This window comes from Streptomyces sp. SPB074 (assembly GCF_000154905.1).
Lineage (GTDB): Bacteria > Actinomycetota > Actinomycetes > Streptomycetales > Streptomycetaceae > Streptomyces.
The window spans coordinates 6,401,612-6,403,475 of the sequence record NZ_GG770539.1 but is presented as its reverse complement, the minus strand read 5'-3'; the positions used below and the strand labels follow the sequence as shown (position 1 = coordinate 6,403,475).

General features: G+C 71.2%; 1 protein-coding gene. It reads left to right on the top strand.

Features of this window, described 5'->3' with window-relative positions:
• The first annotated feature begins 306 nt into the window (after positions 1–306).
• The gene (locus tag SSBG_RS27360; RefSeq protein ID WP_008749290.1) at positions 307–1,857 is read left to right on the top strand and encodes an MFS transporter; all 1,551 of its coding nucleotides are present in this window, start codon (positions 307–309) and stop codon (positions 1,855–1,857) included.
• Positions 1,858–1,864: the final 7 nt, after the last annotated feature.

Here is a 1,864-nt window from a genome sequence, read left to right as displayed (position 1 = left end):
GCGGGGCGGGGTGGGGGGTGACGGGGGGGGGGGCCGTGGGGGGTGCGCGAAAGCCGGGGAGAGGGCTGGTCCGTCTCCTGCCGCGTAAGCAAACCGAGCACCAAGGGTGCCGTCAAGACTTCTAACCAAAGTCGGCACACACGCAACTCATCCCCGAGAAAAGGCAGTTGTCGCTTCAATTCCTGAAGGAAAAGTGTTGTCGGCGCCCCTGCCCGGCCGTCCCCTCCCCGTACGGCCCTGCCCCGGTCGCCCGCGCCGAATGCCGCACTTAACGTGACATTTCGGAGCGTCGAAGGGCTGAAGACCATGAAACACCGATCCGAGGGCCCGGCCGACCAGGGCGGCGGGGGCACGAGTGGCGGGCAGGGCGGGGGCGAGGGAAGGCACGCGGGACGGCAGGTGCGGCGGGAGGCCGTCAGGAACCGGGCCCAGGCGCACCGCTGGTGGGTGCTGGCGGTCATCGGGACCGCTCAGCTCATGGTGGTCCTGGACGCGACGATCGTGAACATCGCGCTGCCGTCCGCGCAGAAGGCCCTCGGGTTCAGCAACGGCAACCGGCAGTGGGTCATCACCGCCTACGCGCTCGCCTTCGGCTCCTTGCTGCTCCTGGGCGGCCGGGTGGCCGACATGGTCGGCCGCAAGGTCGTCTTCATGACGGGGCTCATCGGCTTCGCCGCCGCCTCGGCGGTCGGGGGCGCGGCGCAGAGCTTCGAGATGCTGGTCGTCGCCCGCGCGGCGCAGGGCGTCTTCGGCGCGATGCTCGCGCCCGCCGCGCTCTCGCTGCTGACCACGACGTTCACGGACGCCAGGGAACGGGCCAAGGCGTTCGGGATCTACGGGGCGATCGCGGGGGCGGGCGGCGCGGTGGGGCTGCTGCTCGGCGGGGTGCTGACCGAGTACCTGGACTGGCGCTGGTGCCTGTACGTGAATCTGCTCTTCGCGGTGCTCGCCCTCGTGGGCGGGGCGCGGCTCCTGGAGAGCGGGCGTCCGGCGGAGCGTCCCGGGCTCGATCTGCCGGGCGCGTTCCTCGCGACCGCGGGGCTCTTCTGCATCGTGTACGGCTTCTCGAACGCGGAGCGCCACCACTGGGGCTCGGCGCAGACGTGGGGCTTCCTCGCCGGCGGGGCGGTGCTCCTGGCCCTCTTCGTCCTGCGGGAGCGGCGCGCGGCGCACCCGCTGCTGCCGCTGCGCGTCGTGCTCAACCGGCAGCGCGGCGCCTCGTACCTGGCAATCTTCCTGGCAGGCGCGGGCCTCTTCGGGGTGTTCCTCTTCCTGACGTACTACCTCCAGCAGATCCTCGGTTACTCGCCGATCAAGACGGGCCTCGCCTTCCTCCCGATGGTCGGCGTGATGATCATGATGTCGGTCGTGGTGACGAACGCGGTGCTGCCGCGCACGGGGCCGAAGCCGCTCGTGCCGCCGGGGATGCTCTTCGCGGCCGGGGGCATGGTCTGGCTCACCGGCCTGGACCTGCACAGCACGTACGCGGCGCACATCCTGGCCCCGCTGCTGCTCACCGGTTTCGGCGTGGGCCTGATCTTCGCCCCCGCGTTCAACATGGCGACCGCCGGGGTGCGTCCGCAGGACGCGGGGGTCGCCTCCGCGATGGTCAACACGTGCCAGCAGGTGGGCGGTTCGGTGGGGACCTCGCTGCTCAACACGCTCGCGACGACGGCGGCGACGAACTACCTGGTGGGCAAGCGGCCGTCGAAGCTCGTGCTCGCGCAGGCCCAGTTGCACAGCTTCACGGTGGCCTTCTGGTGGTCGGCGGCGATCTTCGCCATCGGCGTGGTCCTGACGGGCCTGATCTACCGCTGGAGCCGCCCCGCCACGGGCGACCAGACGATCGCCACCTGAGGCACGG

Excerpts from the sequence above, each read along its gene's own strand:
- SSBG_RS27360 (WP_008749290.1), top strand. The coding sequence starts at position 307 with ATGAAACACCGATCCGAGGGCCCGGCCGACCAGGGCGGCGGGGGCACG.